12 protein-coding genes and 1 pseudogene are annotated in these 14,669 nt (G+C 43.2%); 9 read left to right on the forward strand and 4 right to left on the reverse strand.

The window, feature by feature from the left end:
* Nucleotides 1-34: 34 nt before the first annotated feature.
* From BLO31_RS17130 to BLO31_RS17140, 3 genes are all read right to left on the reverse strand, one after another.
* Complete coding sequence (locus BLO31_RS17130) at nt 35-811, reverse strand: EAL domain-containing protein (protein ID WP_070969489.1); 777 nt, start codon at nt 809-811, stop codon at nt 35-37.
* Between the two features lie 150 nt (nt 812-961).
* Nucleotides 962-2,164 carry an MFS transporter gene (locus tag BLO31_RS17135; RefSeq protein WP_084659898.1) on the reverse strand — a complete coding sequence of 401 codons (1,203 nt, stop codon included), beginning with the start codon at nt 2,162-2,164 and terminating at the stop codon, nt 962-964.
* Nucleotides 2,165-2,179: 15 nt separating this feature from the next.
* Nucleotides 2,180-3,073: a dihydrodipicolinate synthase family protein gene (locus BLO31_RS17140; RefSeq protein ID WP_139159042.1), complete on the reverse strand. Its 894-nt coding sequence runs from the start codon at nt 3,071-3,073 to the stop codon at nt 2,180-2,182.
* A 158-nt stretch (nt 3,074-3,231) separates the two neighbouring features.
* Between BLO31_RS17140 and BLO31_RS17145 the strand changes: the two genes are divergently transcribed.
* Together BLO31_RS17145 and dsdA are read left to right on the forward strand one after the other, a co-directional pair.
* Entirely contained in the window at nt 3,232-4,533 is a 1,302-nt protein-coding gene (locus BLO31_RS17145; protein ID WP_070969492.1) for an aminotransferase class I/II-fold pyridoxal phosphate-dependent enzyme, read from the forward strand.
* 28 nt (nt 4,534-4,561) lie between these two features.
* On the forward strand, nt 4,562-5,890 hold the full coding sequence (dsdA, locus tag BLO31_RS17150; protein WP_070969496.1) for a D-serine ammonia-lyase: 1,329 nt from the start codon (nt 4,562-4,564) through the stop codon (nt 5,888-5,890).
* On the opposite strand, the pseudogene BLO31_RS17155 reads toward dsdA, so the two are convergent.
* A pseudogene (locus BLO31_RS17155) lies at nt 5,866-7,058 on the reverse strand (aminotransferase-like domain-containing protein). The gene dsdA and the pseudogene BLO31_RS17155 overlap by 25 nt on opposite strands.
* A gap of 105 nt (nt 7,059-7,163) precedes the next feature.
* On the opposite strand from BLO31_RS17155, the gene BLO31_RS17160 reads away from it, so the two are divergent.
* The 7 genes from BLO31_RS17160 to BLO31_RS17190 all read left to right on the forward strand — a co-directional run bounded on the left by BLO31_RS17160 (nt 7,164) and on the right by BLO31_RS17190 (nt 14,593).
* Nucleotides 7,164-8,033 (forward strand): AraC family transcriptional regulator, encoded by an 870-nt coding sequence (locus BLO31_RS17160; RefSeq protein WP_070969744.1) that lies wholly within the window; start codon nt 7,164-7,166, stop codon nt 8,031-8,033.
* 362 nt (nt 8,034-8,395) lie between these two features.
* Nucleotides 8,396-9,274 carry a helix-turn-helix domain-containing protein gene (locus tag BLO31_RS17165; protein WP_070969499.1) on the forward strand — a complete coding sequence of 293 codons (879 nt, stop codon included), beginning with the start codon at nt 8,396-8,398 and terminating at the stop codon, nt 9,272-9,274.
* 10 nt (nt 9,275-9,284) lie between these two features.
* Nucleotides 9,285-10,451, forward strand: coding sequence for an EAL domain-containing response regulator (locus BLO31_RS17170; protein WP_070969502.1), 1,167 nt, complete (start codon nt 9,285-9,287; stop codon nt 10,449-10,451).
* A complete protein-coding gene (locus tag BLO31_RS17175; protein ID WP_070969506.1) occupies nt 10,435-10,752 on the forward strand; it encodes a hypothetical protein in 318 nt (105 codons plus the stop codon). The genes BLO31_RS17170 and BLO31_RS17175 overlap by 17 nt, the downstream gene beginning before the upstream one ends.
* A gap of 127 nt (nt 10,753-10,879) precedes the next feature.
* Nucleotides 10,880-11,722 carry an ABC transporter substrate-binding protein gene (locus tag BLO31_RS24930; protein ID WP_070969509.1) on the forward strand — a complete coding sequence of 281 codons (843 nt, stop codon included), beginning with the start codon at nt 10,880-10,882 and terminating at the stop codon, nt 11,720-11,722.
* Complete coding sequence (locus tag BLO31_RS24935) at nt 11,719-12,258, forward strand: extracellular solute-binding protein (RefSeq protein WP_070969512.1); 540 nt, start codon at nt 11,719-11,721, stop codon at nt 12,256-12,258. The genes BLO31_RS24930 and BLO31_RS24935 overlap by 4 nt, the downstream gene beginning before the upstream one ends.
* Before the next feature lie 4 nt (nt 12,259-12,262).
* On the forward strand, nt 12,263-14,593 hold the full coding sequence (locus BLO31_RS17190) for a response regulator (RefSeq protein WP_070969515.1): 2,331 nt from the start codon (nt 12,263-12,265) through the stop codon (nt 14,591-14,593).
* Nucleotides 14,594-14,669 lie beyond the last annotated feature (76 nt).

Raw genomic sequence — 14,669 nt, forward strand, 5'->3', positions numbered from 1 at the left:
GATAACATGTAACCACTGTACGAATCCAAATGCTCTACAAGATGGATGACATCGGAGTAGGTCGGTCGAAGTAAAATCCTTGGGCGAAGTCGACGCCTAACTCTTTTACTACGATAAGCTGCTGTTCTCTTTCAATGCCCTCAGCCAGTACACAACCACCGTATTGATGTACTTTTTTGATCACGGCGGAAAGCTCATCAATAAAAAGATCTCCCGCACTAAGACGATTCATTAATGAAATACAGAGCTTTACGACCTCCGGTTTTACTGTGTCGATAAGCTCTAGATCAAAATATCCACATCCAACATCATCTAGCCAAAACTGGAAGCCATATTTTCTCAGTTCATCCATTTTAGCGAGTATCGGTTTCCAATTATCCACGGGAAGGTGTTCAGTAAGCTCAAGCTTAACCCTATGGGCAAAGGCGCACTCTGACAGCAAGGCTAGGACTTCGTTATCAAACAGCATTTTTGGTGAAAGGTTTACAGTAAATGCGGTTTTTTCAGGTGAGAGAGACACATTTTGAAGATGTGCTTTAAGGCACGCTTTTTCTAACTCATCTTGTTTGTCAAAAGCCGCAGCGGTTTTGAACAGCTTGTCTGGTCGATGCAATTCGGAATTTTCTGGCCCGCGAACCAGCAACTCGTATCCGAAAATTTGTCCGGTTTGAATATTTTGAATGGACTGGCGATAAGACAAAAGGTTGTTTTGCGCAATAATTAACTGCAAATCTTCCAGTGGGGCAGGAGTTTCAAGATTCAGTGGGCACGTGTGTTTCTGGTTTTGAAGTGTGTCGTTGGAGTTAACCATTTTTATCCTCAATAAGCGATGCGCGCAGTGATAGATGTTTATCAGTGTAACGATTGTGCATCGAGATGTTTACTGGTTTGTTTTGAAGGTGTTGTTCAAATAATTTGCAGGTTCTTATTATCTGGATCCTCTGTATCGGTGGTGAAAAGTTCAGGTTTTAAGGTGTCGGTGGAAGACGCTTAATAGGGTTGAGACCAACAAAATAGTAAGGCTGAGCATAAGCGTTAGCGTTAAACTTTTCTCGCTAAGCCATCCTGCGACAAAACTTCCCAAAGATACCGCGCCAATTTTTATTGCTGCTATCCACATAAACACTTGAGAAGCACTTTCCGGTGGGGCGTATTCTGTCCTTGCTGCTAATGTCGAAGCGAAGAAAAATGCATTTGCTATTCCGCAGACGAGGTACGCAATCAGTCCAGCAGCGTAGCTATTGGAAACGGAAACAAAAGCGATACCAGCGATAACAGCAAGAGCATTAAGCGACATCAGAGAGTCTGCCGCTTTCTGACTTGGCTTTCGAATAAGAAACAGCGAGCCAAGCAAGTTTCCTACACCATAGCTACTGACTAGGTTGGCCGCTGCTGCCGGGGTTTCACTCCATGTATGGGCCAAGAAAATAGAGCAGACGGGAAGTGCCGCAAGTGAAAAGGACGTGGCGGAAGTTAAATAGAGAGTGCGACAGAGCGCTGGATTCGTCGCGATTGTCTTCGCGACATCAAAAATAGTTGCACTGCCCTTTCCACTGCTTTCGTCGCTCTCACTGCTAGGAAAGGACGTCACAAGTATGGAAGAGATTAGAGGAAGCAAAGCGATGGACGCGAGTGCAGATTGGGCATTTACTAAGGTGGTCAATATCCCAAAGAGTATTGGCCCTATAGTCGTTCCTATTGCATAGCACGCGACATCCCAACCTTGCGCTTTGCGTCTAACGTTAGGCTGCCCCTGAAACGCTTGATTTAGCAGACCACTGATCCCTCCCATAAGAAATGGGGCGCAGCCTCCACATATGATAAGTAGCGCTGCGATAAGGTAAGTCGATAGCATAGGAAACAGAAGAGACACCAATACCAATGCGCTGCTGTAAACAATACCTGCGATGGCGATGAGTCGCCGAGGGTCATTGGCGCTATCCAGCCACCGCCCCCAAACGGGACCGATAAGGTGCGGTGCGGTAAGGCAAGCGGCTAAACCTCCCAACACCATGCCAGAAAGCTCGCTTTCTGCTGCCAGCACTAGCACTGCGACGATAGAAGCACCTGTCGTCGTGCGGGCCAGACTGGCGGTAAGGGCAAATCGCATTAGAAACACCGAATTTCCATCCAGAGCCGAATTATCGTAGGCCTTGTTTGTCATCAATAAGTTCCTTGGTTAAATGAGTTCTAGCGTTTCAATAAGCTTTTCTAGTTGAGCAATAGAAGGAGAATCAAGGCCCTTAAGAGGCGCTGGTAAGCAGGGACTTTCCGCATACCCCAGTATTTCAGCCGCACTAGCTAGCACGCGCATGCCTCCCATGTTTTGGTCAAACAATTGCCAGAGGTCTTGATATTGTTTAGACAAAGCAATGGCCTGAGTCGGTGTACACTGCTTAGCTTGATGATATAGATGCAGAGCGGTCCGCGGGAACAAACCAGCAAGCACGGAATACCACACGTCACAACCAGATTGAATACCACTCGCCGCGAATGCATCACCACTAACGCCAATTTTTACCGATGCAGGAAGTTGCTTTCTCAGCGTTTCTACTCTTTCTTCTCCATTGATATCGAAGGCCATTCCCGGAAACTTGATGGAAGCAATGTTTTTTAGTTTGGCGATCTCGAAGTGAAGTTCGTCGCTAAAAGTAAAGTGAGTAGCGGCGGGATTGTCATAAACGCAGATGGGCAAGTCAGTGTGACGTGACACCTCTTGGTATAGAAAAAACACTTCGTCATCTGATAAACGCTGATAGGAAATTGGAGCGAGTAACAGACCTTTCGCACCAAGACGTTGAGCTTGATCTGCATTCTCTAGAACCTCTCTGAGGCGCAGTGATCCTATTCCCACAAGTACAGGAATGTCTTGTGAATGTTCAACGGCAATTTGGATAACACTCTGTTTTTCAGCATGGTTGAGATATGGGTAAAGTCCAGTAGAACCCATCGCGCAGATAGAGTTAACACCCGCATCAGCAACTCTATTAATTATTTTTGCGTAGTGATTATGACTAAAGGTATCTCTGTTAAGAGGGGTAATTGGAAAAGCACTTACTCCAGTAAACATCATCGCTGACTCCATTTTGCATTTTTGATAAAGAATAAATATTTGAAGCCTTGCAAAGAGCACACTTTTCATACTGCCAATACAGTGGGAGAGTGTTATCATTGTCATAGTGCTAAATATTTATTGTCATAGTTCGATAGTTATATTGTCATAGGACAAACATGAAAATCAAGATAAAAGGGCAGACAGGACAAGATTTGTTTGAGTCTGTTCGTTCACTGATCGCCTCAGGCGAGCTAGTTGAAGGCAGTGCACTTCCCCCTGTTCGGGAGTTAGCACAAGAAGTTGGTGTCAATAGAAACACTGTTGCAGGCGTATACCAAAAGCTTGTGAAAGCAGGGCTTGCCGAAACAAAAGGACGCTTGGGAACACGAGTCAAGGCCAGACAAGCAGCAGGTCAACAAGATGGGGTTACTGATACTCAGTTAGTCGATTTGGCTGATGGAAACTTAAAGAGAGAATGGTTGCCCGATCTTAACGATATTGCGCAATCAAGTGACTTTAAACAGTTTGCCTATGGTGAATCCCCAATATTGCCGCAAGCCCATACCTTTGGAGTGAAATGGTTTTCTAAGCAGTGCCCGGATGCTTTTGGTATCACGCTGACCAGCGGCGCCGTTGACTCACTGGAACGATTGCTTGTCACACATTTACTACCGGGGGATAAAATACTGGTTGAAGACCCGTGCTATTTGGGGTCATCCAACGCCATTCGACTGGCGGGTATGTCTGCAGTCGGGGCGTGTGTTGATGAGCAAGGTATGGTGACGAGTGAACTGGAAGCCGCTCTTAAAAAAGGAGTGAGGGCAGTGCTGTTTACGCCTAGAGCCCAGAATCCAACGGGGTGTTGCTACAGCGAAGAAAGAGTCAAAGAGCTTAAAGAAATACTTAGTCAATACCCCAATGTCTTGGTTTTAGTTGATGACCACTTTGCCTTATTGTCTGAGCAACCGTTTTACTCAATCGTTCCCGATAATACCAATCATTGGGCCATTTATCGCTCGGTTTCCAAAGGGCTAGGGCCTGATCTTAGGTTGGCATTTGTTGCCGCTGACTTGGTTACGACAGAGAGGCTACAAAGCCGTTTAATGCCAGGAATGACATGGGTAAGTCGCGTATTGCAGGCTATGGTGGTGACGGCATTAGCGTCAAACACCGTTGAAAGACAATTGAAAAAGGCGGCGACTGAGTGCAAAGAGAGTCTGCATTTGTTGATTGATGCGTTAAATAACAGAGGATTTAAGCTTTCTTATATGACGGAAGGCGTAAACCTTTGGGTACCGGTTAAAGGTGAAGCACAAGCTTGTGCCTACGAGTTGTCTAAGCTGGGGTGGTTGGTGCGTCCGGGCAATATGTTTGATGTAGACCATCAATCATCGGGCTTGAGGATCACAACCGTTAAGCTGGATAAGGCATTAGCAGAGCAACTGGCAGAAGATATTGCCAATACTTGCATGTCGTAATGGGCTGGTAGACAAAAGGGTCAGATGAATGTTATCGCGCCGAGAGTTAGAAAATTTAGTCACGGATTTCCCACTACTAAACAAGCTAATCCAGTTAGAAGAGCTGAGTTGGATGAACTCGCATTTAACGTCAATGGCTCAGGCATTACCCAAGGTTGGTTTATCAGAAAAAGATGTAGCCGATGCTAAACAGCGATTAACTCGATTTGCTCCTTATTTGGCTAGAGTGTTTCCTGAGACCTTTGTCTCTGGTGGGATCATTGAGTCTGAAATTGTTGAAGTACCAGCGATGAAACAAGGCTTGGAGAAGAAATTCGGGCATCAAATCCAAGGGGAACTACTGGTTAAACTGGATAGTCATTTGCCAATATCCGGTTCGATTAAAGCGAGGGGCGGGATTTATGAAGTGCTGACTCATGCCGAACAACTGGCCTTTCAGGCAGGGCTACTTTCACCCGATGACGATTATGCCTGTATGGTTGATAGCCGCTTTCGCGAGTTTTTTTCTGACTACAAGATTGCCGTAGGCTCGACAGGTAACTTAGGTTTGTCCATCGGGATTATGTCTGCAAAGCTGGGTTTTAAAGTGTCCGTACACATGTCGGCAGATGCGCGAGAATGGAAAAAGAAAAAACTGCGAAGTCACGGCGTACAAGTTGTTGAATACGATTCAGATTACGGACAAGCTGTCGCTCAAGGGCGTCGTCAAGCCGATAAAGATCCAAGGTGTTTTTTTATTGATGATGAAAACTCAACCACTCTGTTTCTCGGTTACTCTGTTGCGGGAGAGCGACTAAAAGCTCAGTTCGAGCAGCAAGGTAGAAGAGTCGACCAAGATCATCCGGTATTTGTCTATTTACCCTGTGGTGTCGGAGGGGGGCCCGGTGGCGTGGCCTTTGGTTTGAAACTCGCGTTTGGCGACCACCTTCATTGTATCTTTGCAGAGCCAACTCACTCACCTTGTATGCTACTAGGGGTATACAGTGGATTACACGACAAAATATCAGTGCAAGATATCGGTATCGACAACCATACCATCGCCGATGGACTTGCGGTCGGCCGTGCTTCAGGCTTTGTTGGCCGAGCGATGCAAGGCATGTTATCAGGGTTCTATACCCTAAGTGATAACACTATGCTGCAACTGCTCAACCTGTTAAACCAGACGGAACAGATTCAGTTAGAACCCTCTGCACTTGCGGGATTTAAAGGCCCGAGTCTGGTCTCCATGTCTATGGGACAGGAGCTAGGATATAGCGAACAGGCCCTTAAGAATTCGACACATGTTGTTTGGGCAACCGGAGGGAGTATGGTGCCCAAAGAAGACATGTCCGCTTACCTAGATTTTGATGCGCAATAGCGTATCAGTTCATGAGGCAAGACGCAGTCAGCCAGTGTTTGCGCCAATCGCTTAGCTGCTTCTACTAACTTGTCTTTATTGGCGTGGGTAAAGTTTAATCTCAGCCTGATTTCTGTTGGTTGCGTTCGGGGTAGAAAACAGAACTCGGTACGACAGCAACCCCTCGTTCTAATAGACGCTTACATAATGCAAACTCGTCACATTTAGGAATGTCTAACCAAAGAAACATTCCACCGTCTACTGACTGAACATCAAATGAATCTGGCAAGAACTGTCTAAGTGCATTGAGCAAGATGTTGTGTCTTTCCCTATAAATGGATTTTACCTTCTCAAGGTGGTGAGGGAATTCTGGTGCGCTAAGAAGATCACTGAGCATGGCTTGCATGGGCACACTGGAATGCAAATCTGCGCTCTGTTTAACTTGAATCAGTGGTTGAACAAAAGCTTTAGGTCCGTGAACCACACCCACTCTAATCCCCGGAGAAGCTACTTTGGAAAACGATCTCAGTACAATGGCAGAGTCTTGGCAAAATTCAGAAACCATAGGGAGTTCATTTCCATTAAAGCGCAGCTGCCTGTATGGCGCGTCTTCAACCAAAGTCACCTTGTAATGCAAACACAACTGCGCGACTTTTCGGCGGGTGTTTTCACTCCAACACAAACCCGTTGGATTGTGAAAATCCGGTACTGCGTAAAAAAGTTTGGGACTTTTAGTTGCAAATATCTGTTCCAATTGGGTTAGATCTGGACCGTCTTCCGTTTGAGCAACGGTTTGGATATCGGCTTGTACCATGTTGAACACTTGAAGTGCCCCTAAGTAACTTGGCGCTTCCATTACTATAGTGTCACTAGAGTTGATATAGGCGCGAGCGATCAGGTCTAAGGCTTGCTGTGAACCTGTTGTCGCCAATACTTCGATAGATTCATCTAGCAGATATTGGCGTTTAATCAGTGACAATAGCGGTGGATAGCCGCGAGTCTCTCCATATTGAAACAGGGACGGTGTATCCGCAATATTTTTTAGCGACGCTTTAATCAGGTCCATTGGAAATGATGCTGCGTCAGGCAGGCCTCCGGCCAAAGAGATAACGTCTGGCGAGGTAGCTGCACTGAGTATTTCTCTAATGTACGAACTTGGCGTCTGTTTTAAGCTGGTGGCGATTTCCATTTTTGCATTTCCAAAGAACTGAATAGTTGCTCTTATATTAGAAAATATTGAGATAACAAAAGTGTTCATTTATGCTGTTGAACATGTCCATTTATGCTATTTATTATGAAGCCAAACGCGCAGTCGAGAATCAACGACGTCTTGTATCATATACATCGAGATATCAGCAGTGATCTCGGTGCTAGAGAGCTAGCAAAAATAGCCGCCTATTCTGAACAGCATTTTCATCGAGTATTTAAAGATGTAGTTGGGGAGTCGGTGGCTGCTTATATTCGTAGAGTTCGCATTGAATATGCAGCTAATCAACTAATGTTTTCCTCTGATTTGACGGTGCTAGAAGTGGCAAATAACTGCGGCTTTGAATCTGTATCATCATTTAGCCGAGTATTTAAAAAGCGATTCCAAGTATCCCCGGGAGAGTGGCGTAAGGGCGACATTGAAACCAATGATAAACCTTACCTTTCAGACAGTGAGATAGCGGCGGGTTATCGCAAGGTAGCCAAAGACCCCCTAGCGGAACCTCGTATAGTAGAGGTTGAGGCAAGAAAAGTCGCTTATGTTAGACACAAAGGCTATGGACGTTCAATTAAACAGGCTTGGCTGTTGCTTCAGGCTTGGGCCAAACACGAAGGAAGATGTTTTGACAGGCAATTTGGGCTCCATCATTCTAATCCGGCTTGGATACCATTAGATCAATGTAGGTACGTCGCATGTATCGAGATCGAAGGTTCTTTATCTCACCGTGGAAAAGTCAATGAACTAGTGATCCCTGGTGGTTTGTACGGCGTGTTTTCACTACAAGGAAAATACGGTGAGTTGCTACCTCAAGTGAGTAAAATTATGGAAGAGTGGCTACCGACTTCTGGACTAAAAATGCGTTCTACCCCTGCCTACGTTGAATATCACAAGAACCATTTTTTGGAGGGCGATGAGTGTTTTGAGTTAGAGTTCTATCTTCCGCTAAGTTTCTATTAGCTACTGCGATGACGACATATCGAGCTATTTTCTTTCTCTATTATTTTAGTGATTGATAAACCTAACATTACACATTAAATTGAACCAAATTTGTTTTACTTAATTTATTATTATTATTATCTACTAATAATAATTTCACTCCTCCTTACGATTTAGATAATTATTGTCTTTTTGTTCCCTTATAAAAAAATAAATACGCCAGTTGGATTTAATGATAATCATACGGTTGTATTCAAATTTATACGTCCAAAGGCATATGATTATTTTTATATTTAATTGTGCCATATACCGGCTGTCCATAAGCAAATAAAGTTTTGTTCAAATAAAAGTGCTATCGGTCAATAACAAGGGCAAGTCTGAACGTGAAAAACTTTTCAACTGTTTTAAAATCTTTTCGCCAAGAAAATGCAATCACCCAAAGCAAAATGGTGGAGCTTTTACAAAATAGCTGCGAGTCTTTAGTCAAGCTAGATATGGTTACCTTAAGCCGCTGGGAACGCGGTGTTACTTTGCCTTCAAGAAAGCGGCAAAATGATGTACTTCAGGTTTTGGGGTATAGCCTATCAGAAATACTTCAATTTGAACGACGCTCGTGCTTGAGCGATATGCAGGTAGAAAATTTTACTGCTAAAGGTGCCATCTATACGGATGTTTCCTACTTAAGTCGACGAAAAAGCTTATTAATAGATAAAAGTAATAGCATATCTTCCGTTATTAATAATGACCCGTGTTACCGACCTGTGTTAAACAAAGTTTTTAACACCTCTTTTATGTTAAATGAATTAAGCCAAGATCTTAATGTGAGCCCAGAGATTTTAGTAACGACGGCAATAAACCACTTAAATGCGAGGCTTAAGATCGTTGTTGATGATTTGCAAATTATAGGACACATTTTTTATTTCTTAGGTAATAAGTCTGATTTGTCAAAAATAATTTCTGGTGATGAAAAGGTTGAATTTAATAAGAATGAAATGACAGTGATGAGTTTTTTCTCTGTCGATGGGGAAGGCCTATTTTCTGTGTTGGGCGACTTTGTGTACGAGTTTATCGCGTTGCCGTTTGTCGACTGTAGGGCAACGGTCATGTCTGAATACTACGATACGCACCGATACATGGAAAAGCTCGGGTTCGAGTATGAAAAAGTATACGTGATAGGAGCAGAAAGAGTTAGAGCTTATCAAATTACAAAAACTGACATTGTAAGCTCGCCTCTTAGCAGCTTAGAAACCACTAGGTACTAAGGAGCAAAAAATGAAGAGTATCCTGATTGTAGATGACGCCTTGTTTGTTCGAGAAGTTTTAAAACACAGCCTAACTAAAGCTGATAGCAACTTGAAAATATTTGAGGCGGAGGACGCTGAAAAGGCGATTAAAACCATTAAGTCTCTCAGCATTAATTTGGTCATTTGCGACATTATGATGCCAAACAAAGACGGGGTGGAACTGACTGTTGAACTGAGCAAACTGCCAGAGCCACCTGATATCGTGTATTGCTCTTCAGCAGAGGGTTTTATCATTCGGTCCGTTGTTAATTTATCAAAGCTCTATGGATTAAGAGTTCTGGGTGCGTTTCAAAAGCCCTTGAACAGCGAGACCTTATTTTCAATCGTTAAGTCTATTCAAGATCCCTTGTCACTTGATGTGAACTTTAACAACAATCTGGCACCAAACACGTTAAAAGAAAAGATGCCAATCGGCCTCGTCTATCAGCCTCAGTTTGATTCAAGATCTAATAAAATGGTGGGTGTTGAAGCGTTAGCACGCTGGTTTGACGCAGACGGAGGTGTGGTTTCTCCCGATATATTTTTACCCCATTTAGAAAAGGTAAACGAGTTTAAACGCTTCTCTTTGCACGTGATCGAAACCTTAGAATCTGATTACCATAAGGTTTTGTGCCATTTAAATCATGAAGTAACCATCGCTTTTAACATTTCTCCCAACTTGTTGTGCGATGGAGAAGTGATAGCAAGGATCATCGCACTCAACGACTCAATTGACAGTCATCGCCTTTGCGTAGAAGTGACGGAAGAAAAGATGAATTTATGCCAGAACGTCTTTTTTGAAGGTGTTGATAAACTTCGCAGAGCAGGAACCCTTGTCGCGCTGGATGACTTTGGTTCTGACCATTCTAATATGAACCGCTTGTTAGCCATGAACTTTGATTCGCTAAAAGTGGACAAGCATTTAATACAAAACATGTTGAGTAATAATCAGGCCTTTGACCTAGTGAAACTTTTGGCCGGTTTTTGTAAAAAACATGGTTTAGAGGTTGTAGCAGAGGGGGTAGAAGACGAAACGACAGCCAGATTGCTCAAAGAAATGAGTATCAACTTTCACCAAGGATTCCTCTATTCAAAGCCTGTTCCTATGCATGCATTGCTAGACGTGTTGGAGAATCGCGATGAAAGCGTGGTTTGATTGTGAGGTCTTTACCTTAAATACTGGATGCGATCCAAGTAGCGAAGCGGGTCTAATGTTGGTCGAAAAATTAGCACTCACCTTAGTGGACTTTATTGGTGTTCCAGTACGTACCTCAGATGATCTAAAAGCGCTATCACACGGAGTGAAGGGAGTGGCGAATACTGCGGGCTTGGTTCGGTTAGCAAAGATCAGCCTATCTCTTGAGAGATACAGTAAAGTCGTTGACCCAGCTTATTCGGCCCGTGTCTTAAAGCGAGAAATCGAATCTAACACCTTTTTATTATTGGAACACCGTTAGTGGTAAGTCGCACAAGGTTGTCGAAAGTGATAAGCCAATCAACATAGTCGGGGAAAGGTAGTTATACGGGGTGGGCAAATATTTGAAGATAACTTGGGCTTCAAAAGGTTATTCGGAGAAGCGTGTGATGTTATTTAAAGAGACTGTCAAAACCAACTATCCCCTATTATCGTCGTTCTTGACTTTGGCAATGGTCGTTGTGCTGACAATTTTGCCTGAAAGAGCGAGTGGTGCAGTAACTTCAACGCTGGTAAGTAAAGAAATCGATGCAGGTAAACCGACAAAGAAAATCCAATATCGAAACTCAGTACGGCGCAATAAAGTGGTTTCTGTTTTGCTTCCCTACACCCATGTGCAAGCAGGACGATTACTCGCAAAAGAGTTTAAAGAATTAACGGGTATCTCTGTTCTTATTCAACGGTACGACTACAAAAGCTTTGATTTAAATAACCTAAAAGGTAAGGGAGATGTAATTGTTTTCCCGATTCTGTACACCGAAAGATTGGTTAAAGACGAATGGTTATTGGCCTTGGATAACAATCCTGATCTTTTTAAGTTAGGTGGTTTAGGAGCACCAATATCAAGAGTCGATTTTTTAGATAATTTTTGGAAATCAAATATCGTTGATGGCTCACTGTTTGCGATCCCATTCGATGGAGACACGCATTTTATCATCTATCGACGCTCTTGGTTTGAATCACTCGGAATTGAAGCTCCAAGATCATGGCAGGAGTTTAACCAGACGAGCGAAGCCATTGAAAGGCAAATCCCACAAGCCTACGGAACGACGATTATGGCTTTTCCCAGTGATTTTTTGGTGTTGTCTGGATTTTTTAATCGATATTTTGCCTCTGGTGCTGCAGTGTTTGATTCCAATAAAAACCTCGTTTTTGATTGGAGTGTCGCTCATCAGTCTATTCAACAATTGATTGACTTAAAACCCTCGGCGATGCGTCAACGGACAAAATGACCTTTTTTGACAGTGTAAATGCTTTTTTGGATGGTCAGGTTGCCATGGTGGAACAGTGGGCGGATGTTTCGAATATGGCTAATGATAAAACCCGTTCCAAAATCGTAGATGACTGGGGAATAGCACCTCTGCCGAACTTCTATTCGAACCAACTCTATCCAATTAATGCTGGTTGGTCGATGGGGATATCGAAGCAAACTGACAATCAGGCACTTGCAAGTGCTTTTGTTCGCTTCGCATTCCAACCTTCGATGCGTTTAAAGCTCAACACCATGTATGGAAGTTCTGGTACAGATCCCGTTATGCCCTTAACTTTAAATAGCGTGGCCTATCAAGATTACAATCGAGAAAAAGCACAAGTTGAGCAGCAAGTTCTACCCAGAGTTCAGCTCTGGTTTAAGCATGAAAAAGCCCCAGAATTACTCAAGGTGTTTGCCAATTACATTAGCAAAGCCATTTCTGGAGATTTACCGATTGAACAAGCTCTTGCTTCGTTGGAAGTGGAACTCGACTCCTTGCTGCTGACTGAGGAATAACCATATGAGGTTGGCCAAAAAGATAGGTAGTGTGATTTTTTCAACTATGACAGTGTATGTCATTGTTACGATCGTCATATCCGTTAATGCCATCATGTTTGCTGCTAAAGCTCTGGAAGAGGAGAGCAGTAAACTGCTCTATGGGTTGAGTCACGACTTTATCATGCAGTTAGTTGACTCTAAGACCAAGTCAATAGAGCTAGAAGTCGAATTAGCCCGCTCTCAGGTGGGAGTGGTGATAAACGAACTGCGGCAGTTGGTCGATAGTTCGGAGTTCAATGGAAATTATGACAATAGCGTCTTGTTGGCAGGCATTCGCCGCATTAGTTATGATTTAGTAAGTGAAATAGTGGTCTTCGATTTAAAAAATAAGTCAAAGGTCTCTTTGCCGAGAATGTTAACCACGCCTATTGGCTATAATCAATACCAGTCTCTTCAATCTATGCCAGATGACGCCGATCATCACTTTATCCGTCGTTTTCACTCTAACGAACTTAAAAGCCTCTCGGTAAGGTTTCCTGTAACGGAAAGAGATCAACAGAGGTTCGTGATAGAAGTCCATATAAATATGGACCAGTTTTTACACAATATATTGAGCGATGAAGATCTCAAATACTTTCGCTATTTTCTTATAAATGACGAAGCTCAGCTTATCGCGAGTGATAACAGTATTCGTGAATACTTGAAAAAAGAGCTACAGCAAATCGACAACGGATTAGTGACAGACTCAGAAATGATTGATGCGCTAAAAAGAGTAACGGCAGGGGAGTTTGGTATTGCAGACGTTCACACAGACCTTGGTGGATTAGTCGTCGGCTTTGCACCCGTCGATAACATCAACTGGCGGTTGGCTGTTGTAGTACACGAAAATTATCTTATCAGTTCGTTAGACAAAATTTTCGATATTATCGAAATGGTGTCTGGCACGGTGTTGAGGCGTTTGTTTGTTGGGACATTAATCTTTTCAGCGCTCTTAGCCATAGTACTCTCGGTTCTAGCCAAGCACATTACAAATCCAATCACCGAGCTAGAAAAGTGGGCTAACAAGGTGATTAGCGGTGAATACATCATAGATTCGAAAGATGAATCAACAATGCGAAAGGATGAGTTGGGGCGGCTGCAACGGGCCTTTATTTACATGTCCAAACACATTTCAGAGTTGGTCAATAATCTTGAAAAAAGAGTAGAGCTGAGAACGAAAGAGTTAACGGAAGCAAGAGATAGAGCTGAGCGAGTGAATCAAGCGAAAACACGTTTTCTGGCGAATGTATCGCATGAATTACGCACCCCACTCAATGCAATCATAGGTTTTTCGGAAGTACTTAAAGAAAGAAAACACGGTGAACGAGATAGCCACTTAGTTGATTCTATTGCCGCATCTGGAAAAAACTTACTCTATCTAGTCAATGATTTGCTTGATCTCACTAAAATTGACGAAGACAAATTGGATATCATTGTAAAACCAACCTCACTTGTGGATATTGCGGCTGGATTAGAGTCCACGTTTTGCGCTCAGGCTACGGCTAAAGGGGTTGATCTCAAAGTCTTTGTCAAACCCTACCTTCCAGACTTCCTTTTATTGGATCACATACGTATCAATCAAGTCTTAACCAACTTAACCAGTAACGCGGTTAAGTACACCGAGAAAGGAACGGTTGTATTGGATATCAAAGGGGAGGAGAAAAGCGGAAAATGGGACTTAGAGTTCTGCGTTTCTGATACTGGACGAGGTATACCAGAATCTGAACTAGAGACAATTTTTAACGTGTTTGAGCAAGTTAAAAGCCAAGATTCGCTGTCGGGCACCGGCTTGGGTTTAGCAATCGTTAAACGATTAGTGCATTCAATGAACGGTGAGCTAGAAGTAAAAAGTTCGGTGGATGAGGGAAGCCAGTTTTGCTTTAGGTTGAATCAAATTTCGTCATGTGAGGAAGCTGAGATTGCTAAAGAAAAACCACTGGTGACCAACATGAAAGCTTTGGCGAACAAAAGGGTATTGGTTGTGGATGATATAGGGTTTAATCGCGATGTCATTAAGTTAAAACTCGAGAAGTTTGGCTTTGTGATTCAGGAGGCTGAAGATGGCGTTGAGGCATTATCGATCCTTAAAAAACAAACATTTGATTTAGTTCTGACGGATATCTCAATGCCCAAAATGGATGGGATTGAGCTCAGCCAAAAAGTGAGAGTTAAGTGGCCTAGTTTGCCCATTGTGGCCATTACTGCACGCGGCTTTATCCAAGAAGAGCAAGAGATTCGAAAATACTGTCACGATTACTTGAGAAAGCCCATCGAAGATCAAGAGCTCAAAAGAGTGCTGGCTCAAGTTTTTTAGTGGTAAATATCTTTGGATTGAATTTATTGATCTAGCAGTGGCCACACGTCCTCGCTACTTATCCAGTGAAATTGGC

It is taken from the genome of Vibrio sonorensis, assembly GCF_001854765.1.
Lineage (GTDB): Bacteria > Pseudomonadota > Gammaproteobacteria > Enterobacterales > Vibrionaceae > Vibrio > Vibrio sonorensis.

Excerpts from the sequence above, each read along its gene's own strand:
- BLO31_RS17130 (WP_070969489.1), bottom strand. The coding sequence starts at position 811 with ATGGTTAACTCCAACGACACACTTCAAAACCAGAAACACACGTGCCCA.
- BLO31_RS17135 (WP_084659898.1), bottom strand. The coding sequence starts at position 2,164 with ATGACAAACAAGGCCTACGATAATTCGGCTCTGGATGGAAATTCGGTG.
- BLO31_RS17140 (WP_139159042.1), bottom strand. The coding sequence starts at position 3,073 with ATGATGTTTACTGGAGTAAGTGCTTTTCCAATTACCCCTCTTAACAGA.
- BLO31_RS17145 (WP_070969492.1), top strand. The coding sequence starts at position 3,232 with ATGAAAATCAAGATAAAAGGGCAGACAGGACAAGATTTGTTTGAGTCT.
- dsdA (WP_070969496.1), top strand. The coding sequence starts at position 4,562 with ATGTTATCGCGCCGAGAGTTAGAAAATTTAGTCACGGATTTCCCACTA.
- BLO31_RS17160 (WP_070969744.1), top strand. The coding sequence starts at position 7,164 with ATGAAGCCAAACGCGCAGTCGAGAATCAACGACGTCTTGTATCATATA.
- BLO31_RS17170 (WP_070969502.1), top strand. The coding sequence starts at position 9,285 with ATGAAGAGTATCCTGATTGTAGATGACGCCTTGTTTGTTCGAGAAGTT.
- BLO31_RS17175 (WP_070969506.1), top strand. The coding sequence starts at position 10,435 with ATGAAAGCGTGGTTTGATTGTGAGGTCTTTACCTTAAATACTGGATGC.
- BLO31_RS24930 (WP_070969509.1), top strand. The coding sequence starts at position 10,880 with ATGTTATTTAAAGAGACTGTCAAAACCAACTATCCCCTATTATCGTCG.
- BLO31_RS24935 (WP_070969512.1), top strand. The coding sequence starts at position 11,719 with ATGACCTTTTTTGACAGTGTAAATGCTTTTTTGGATGGTCAGGTTGCC.
- BLO31_RS17190 (WP_070969515.1), top strand. The coding sequence starts at position 12,263 with ATGAGGTTGGCCAAAAAGATAGGTAGTGTGATTTTTTCAACTATGACA.